5 protein-coding genes are annotated in these 5320 nt (G+C 71.7%); 3 read left to right on the top strand and 2 right to left on the bottom strand.

The features are described 5' to 3' along the window. Positions 1 to 424 (bottom strand): 2-oxo-4-hydroxy-4-carboxy-5-ureidoimidazoline decarboxylase (locus tag DBR36_RS01475; RefSeq protein WP_108317253.1); only part of this gene is annotated, 424 nt, incomplete at its 3' end. A gap of 194 nt (positions 425 to 618) precedes the next feature. Further along, positions 619 to 1242 carry a helix-turn-helix domain-containing protein gene (locus DBR36_RS01470; protein ID WP_108317252.1) on the bottom strand — a complete coding sequence of 208 codons (624 nt, stop codon included), beginning with the start codon at positions 1240 to 1242 and terminating at the stop codon, positions 619 to 621. Positions 1243 to 1401: 159 nt separating this feature from the next. On the opposite strand from DBR36_RS01470, the gene DBR36_RS01465 reads away from it, so the two are divergent. Genes DBR36_RS01465 through allB form a run of 3 tightly spaced genes read left to right on the top strand, consistent with a single transcriptional unit; the run spans position 1402 to position 5288 of the window. Beyond that, the gene (locus DBR36_RS01465; RefSeq protein WP_108317251.1) at positions 1402 to 3183 is read left to right on the top strand and encodes an NCS1 family nucleobase:cation symporter-1; all 1782 of its coding nucleotides are present in this window, start codon (positions 1402 to 1404) and stop codon (positions 3181 to 3183) included. Continuing rightward, positions 3180 to 3902 carry an aspartate/glutamate racemase family protein gene (locus DBR36_RS01460; RefSeq protein ID WP_108317250.1) on the top strand — a complete coding sequence of 241 codons (723 nt, stop codon included), beginning with the start codon at positions 3180 to 3182 and terminating at the stop codon, positions 3900 to 3902. Before DBR36_RS01465 ends, DBR36_RS01460 begins: the two co-directional genes overlap by 4 nt. 51 nt (positions 3903 to 3953) lie before the next feature. Next, positions 3954 to 5288, top strand: a complete 1335-nt coding sequence (gene allB / locus DBR36_RS01455) for an allantoinase AllB (RefSeq protein ID WP_108317249.1) — start codon at positions 3954 to 3956, stop codon at positions 5286 to 5288. The last annotated feature ends 32 nt before the right edge of the window (positions 5289 to 5320 follow it).

The raw sequence follows: 5320 nt of genomic DNA, 5'->3' as shown, positions 1-5320 counted from the left end.
CATCCGGGTCGTTGGCGAGGCGGCGCTCGAGCTCGGCGCGCATCTCGCCGGGGGTGCGGCCCGCCGCACGGATGAGGAAGACCCGGCCGAACCGCTGCTCGTAGGCGGCGTTGCCCGCGGCGATCGCGGCGATGTCGTCGTCGGCGGCGGATGCCATGGAACCCTGTTCGCGCCGGGATGCCGCGGCCTCGGCGCCCTCGCCCGACACCGTGGCGCCGATCCGGGGGTGGGCGTGCAGCGCGGCCTCGAGGTCGGCGGGCGACCAGGCCGAGGCGAGGTCGCCGGCATAGGCGGCGAGGGCGTCGACGCTCGCGTAGGGGCGGCCGGCGACGACGGCGTCCACCCACCCCGGGACGTCGGCCCAGACGCGCACCGTGGCGACCGCTTCGGCGTCGTCGGCGGCGTGGAAGTCGGTGAGGAGCATGCCCGCCAGGCTAGGCGGCGCGCGTTACGCCCCCGTGGCCTGATGTGTCGGCGATGTTGCTGTGGCCAACATCCGCGGCCGCGCGGGTGCGGCGTCACGAGAACAGGGGATGCCACGAGAACAGGCCGATGCGCCCGTTTCTCTCCTGTTGCCGGCGCTGCGGCCTGTTCTCGTGACCGGCTCCGCCCGCGGCGTCAGGCGTGCACGATCAGCCAGTGCGCGACCGCGTCGACCGCGCCGGTGTTGTGCAGACGGTGGGGGACCGAGCAGGGGTAGCTGATGGCATCCCCCGCCCGCAGGATCACCCGCTCCGCCTCGAAGTCGATGGTCAGTTCACCCGCGACCAGGGTGCCGACCTCGTAGCCCTCGTGATGGAACAGCTCGTCGGCGCCGTGCGCCGACGCGCCGGGAGGGTAGACCGATTCGAAGTAGTCGACGCCGGGCGAGGTCCCGGGCGTGAGCCGACGGAACGACACCCCGCTGTCGAGCACGATGTCGGGCGACTGCCCGGCGCGCTGCAGGGTGAATCCGGACGGTCCCGCGGGTTCGACGGGGCGATCGGATGCCGGGTCGAAGGCCGCGACCAGGGGGACGCCGAGCGCGTCGGTGATGGCGATGAGCCGCGAGACGCTCGGCTGCATCACCCCGCGCTCGATCTGCGACACGGCGCTGGGGGAGATGCCGAGGACTTTCGCGAGCGCCCGGGCGGACATGCCCTGCGCCTGCCGCAGCTCGCGGATGCGCGTGCCGACCCCGGTGTCCGCACCCGCGTCGGGCTCGGCGGCGGCGGCGGCTTCGGCGACGGGCGACTGCGACATGTCCCGAGTCTAGGGAGCGCGACGGCGTGAAGGTGCGACTTCACACGCTCGTTACATGGGCGAAATCGCCGGGGTCGTGTGAACCCATAACTTCACATCAGAGCTCCACTCCGGCCGCGGACTCCACGTCGTGGCATCCATCGTCCTGAGAGGAATGACATGACTTCCACACCCCTCACCGGCCCCCACGACCTCGTCGAGGCGGCCGGCCACCCCCACGGGGGCGGCAACATGAAGCCCCACTACGACGAGCGCCTCGCCAATGAGGACCTCGCTCCGCTGCGCAAGCAGAAGTGGTCGAGCTACAACATCTTCGCGTTCTGGATGAGCGACGTGCACTCCGTCGGCGGCTACGTCACCGCCGGCTCGCTGTTCGCCCTCGGCCTGCAGTCCTGGCAGGTGCTCGTCGCCCTGATCGCGGGCATCGTCATCGTCCAGGTCTTCGCCAACCTCGTCGCCAAGCCCAGCCAGAAGACGGGGGTGCCCTACCCCGTCATCAACCGCGTGGTCTTCGGCATCCGGGGCGCGAACATCCCCGCGATCATCCGCGGCCTCATCGCGATCGCCTGGTACGGCGTGCAGACCTTCCTCGCGGCCGAGTCGCTGAACATCGTGTTCCTCAAGTTCGTGCCCGGTTCCGCCGCCCTGCTCGACGTGTCGTTCGCGGGGCTGTCGGCCCTCGGGTGGATCTCGTACGCGATCCTGTGGACCGCGCAGTTCCTGCTGTTCTGGAACGGCATGGAGGTCATCCGCCGCTTCATCGACTGGGCGGGCCCCGCGGTCTACCTCGTGATGATCGTGCTCGCGGTGTACCTCGTCTCGCAGGCGGGCATCGAGAACATCTCGTTCACCCTGTCGACCACGCAGCTCGACTTCTGGGCGTCGATCCCCGTGATGTTCGCGGCCATCGCGCTGGTGGTGTCGTACTTCTCGGGCCCGATGCTCAACTTCGGCGACTTCGCCCGCTACGGCAAGAGCTTCGCGGCGGTGAAGAAGGGCAACTTCTGGGGCCTGCCCATCAACTTCCTGTTCTTCTCGCTGCTCACCGTCATCACGGCATCCGCGACGGTCCCGGTGTTCGGCGAACTGCTGACCGACCCGATCGCCACCGTCGAGCGCATCGACACCCCGTTCGCGATCCTGCTGGGCGGACTCACCTTCGTCACCGCCACGGTCGGCATCAACATCGTCGCCAACTTCATCTCGCCGGCGTTCGACTTCTCGAACGTCGCGCCCAAGAAGATCTCGTGGCGCGCGGGCGGCATGATCGCCGCGGTCGGCTCGACGTTCCTCATGCCGTGGAACTGGTACTCCAACGCCGACGCGATCCACTACTCCCTCGGCGTGCTGGGTGCGCTGATCGGCCCGCTCTTCGGCATCCTGATCGCGGGCTACTACTTCGCCGCACGCCAGCGCGTGAACGTCGATGCGATGTTCACGATGGATGCCGCGGGCCCCTACTGGTACCGCAACGGCTTCAACCCGAACGCCGTCAAGGCCGTCATCGCCGCGGGTGTCCCCACGGTCGCCGTCGCGATCTTCCCGAAGCTGTTCGCCGACCTGGGCCTGTTCGACGTGTCGGCCGTGAGCGACTACAGCTGGTTCATCGGCTGCGCGCTGGGTCTGGGACTCTTCCTGTTCTTCGAGCGGCTCGACCCGCGCATCCCGACGTTCGAGGGCCAGACCGAGGGCATCTCGGACGGCACGGTCGACGGCGCGGCGGCGACGACGGCCTCGGAACCCCCGGCCGTCTCGGCCGAGGTGCCCGTGCAGGCGCAGACGGTCGCGCACGCGGCCCGAGCCGTGCCGGGCTCCGGAGCCGCGGCGCCCATCACGGCCACAGTGGCCGCGGACGCGGCGAAGGACCCCGCGACTCCGGAGCGCGGCACGACGCAGACGTCCCGCCGGGGCGCCGACGGCCCGCGCGAGGCACTCGCGTGAGGATCCTGCTCATCAACCCCAACACCTCCCGGGCGATGACCGCGAAGATCGCGGACGCCGCCCGGGGGGTGGCGGGGCCCGGCGTCGAGATCGACGCGGTCTGCCCCGCGACCGGCGCCGCGGCGATCGAGAGCCACGTCGACGAGATCGCCGCCGCCGCGGCCGTGGTCGAGCTCGTCGCCGCCGATCGCGACGGCCCGTCTCCGGCCGACGCGTACGTCGTCGCCTGCTTCGGCGACCCGGGGCTCGACGCGGCGCGCGAGCTGGTCGACGCTCCGGTGATCGGCATCGCCGAGGCCGCGATGCACCTGGCCGCGGTGTCGGGGCGGCACTTCGGCGTCGTCACGACCCTCAGCCGCACGCTGGGTCGCGCCCGTGATCTGGTCTCGCGCTACGGCATGGAGCGGGCGTGCGTCTCGCTCGCGGCGACCGGCATCCCCGTCCTCGACCTCGAGGACACCGCGTCCTCCGCCGTCGCCACCATCGCGGGGCTGAGTGCCGAGGCTGCCGCGGGCGGGGCCGACGTCATCGTGCTCGGCTGCGCGGGCATGGCCGACCTGTGCGCCGAGCTGACGGTGCGCGTCGGGGTCCCGGTGGTCGACGGCGTGGCCGCGGCGGTGGGGATGGCATCCGGGATGGTCCGCATGGGCCTCGGTACGAGCAAGCGCGACGAGTACGCGAGCCCGCCCGTGCGCCGGCCCGTCGAGGTGTTCGCGTGAATGTTGATGACGGTTACATTCGCGAAACGCGGGGTGCCTAACGTGAGCGGCATGACCACCCGGATCGCCGCCCGACGCGTCTACCTCGACGGCGCGTTCGCCCCCGCCACCGTCGTGATCGACGACGGCGTCATCGCCCGGATCGACGCCTTCGACGCGTCGGCCGACACCGTCCTGCCCTCCGACGCCGTGCTGCTGCCGGGTCTGGTCGACTCGCACGTGCACCTCGACGAGCCCGGGCGCACCGAGTGGGAGGGCTTCGCCACGGGTACCGCCGCGGCGGCCGCGGGCGGCGTCACGACGGTCGTCGACATGCCGCTGAACAGCCTCCCCGTGACCACCTCGGTGGAGGCGCTGGATGCCAAGCGCGCCGCCGCCCGTGGAAAGCTCGCCGTCGACGTGGCCTACTGGGGAGGAGCCGTGCCCGATAACCTCGGCTCGCTGCGCGCCCTGGCCGACGCGGGTGTCGTGGGCTTCAAGTGCTTCCTCTCGCCGAGCGGGATCGACGAGTTCGGCCACCTCGACGCCGACCAGCTCGAGCGCTGCCTCGCCGAGCTGGCCGTGTTCGACGGGCTGCTGATCGTGCACGCCGAAGACCCCGCGCACCTGCACGCCGACGGCGCACTGGGTCCGCACTACCGCGACTTCGAGCGCAGCCGGCCCCCGATGAGCGAGCGCGCCGCGATCGAACGCGTCATCGCCGCCGCGCGGCGCACCGGGGCGCGGGCGCACATCGTGCACGTCTCCGACGGAGGGGCGCTCGCCGCCGTCCGCGCGGCGAAGGCCGAGGGCGTCCGTCTCACGGTCGAGACCTGCCCGCACTACCTCACGCTCGACGCCGAGGCGGTGCCCGACGGTGCCGGAGCGTTCAAGTGCTGCCCGCCCATCCGCGGCGGCGACAACCGCGACCAGCTGTGGGCCGGGGTGATCGACGGCACGATCGACGCGATCGTCAGCGACCATTCGCCCGCGACCGTGGAGCTCAAGGGCCACCCCGACTTCGGTCTCGCGTGGGGCGGTATCTCGGGCCTGCAGACGGGGTTGTCGGCCGTGCACACGACGGCCCGCGAGCGGGGCCTCGCCTTCGAGTCGCTGCTGCCGCTGCTGACGACCGGACCCGCCCGCATCGCGGGACTCGCCGGACTGGGCGTGATCGCGCCCGGCGCCCCGGCGCACCTCGTCGCCTTCGCCCCCGATGAGCCTTTCGTCGTGGATGCCGCCCGCCTCGAGTACCGCAATCCGGTGTCGCCGTGGCACGGCGAGACGCTCCTCGGCGTCGTCCGCGAGACCTGGTTGCGCGGGGTGTCCGCCTATCGTCGCGGTGCGCCCGTGACCGAGCGCGAGGGTCGCGAGATCCTCCCCGCCCCCACGGTGGCGCCCGCATGACCGCCGCCGAGGTCGCCGAGCCCGTCAACGGG

The sequence above is a fragment of the Microbacterium sp. HMWF026 genome (assembly GCF_003061325.1).
Taxonomy (GTDB): domain Bacteria; phylum Actinomycetota; class Actinomycetes; order Actinomycetales; family Microbacteriaceae; genus Microbacterium; species Microbacterium testaceum_E.
Note: the sequence above shows the minus strand (reverse complement) of the source record. Positions and strands in the feature narration are given on the sequence as shown.

Excerpts from the sequence above, each read along its gene's own strand:
- DBR36_RS01470 (WP_108317252.1), bottom strand. The coding sequence starts at position 1,242 with ATGTCGCAGTCGCCCGTCGCCGAAGCCGCCGCCGCCGCCGAGCCCGAC.
- DBR36_RS01465 (WP_108317251.1), top strand. The coding sequence starts at position 1,402 with ATGACTTCCACACCCCTCACCGGCCCCCACGACCTCGTCGAGGCGGCC.
- allB (WP_108317249.1), top strand. The coding sequence starts at position 3,954 with ATGACCACCCGGATCGCCGCCCGACGCGTCTACCTCGACGGCGCGTTC.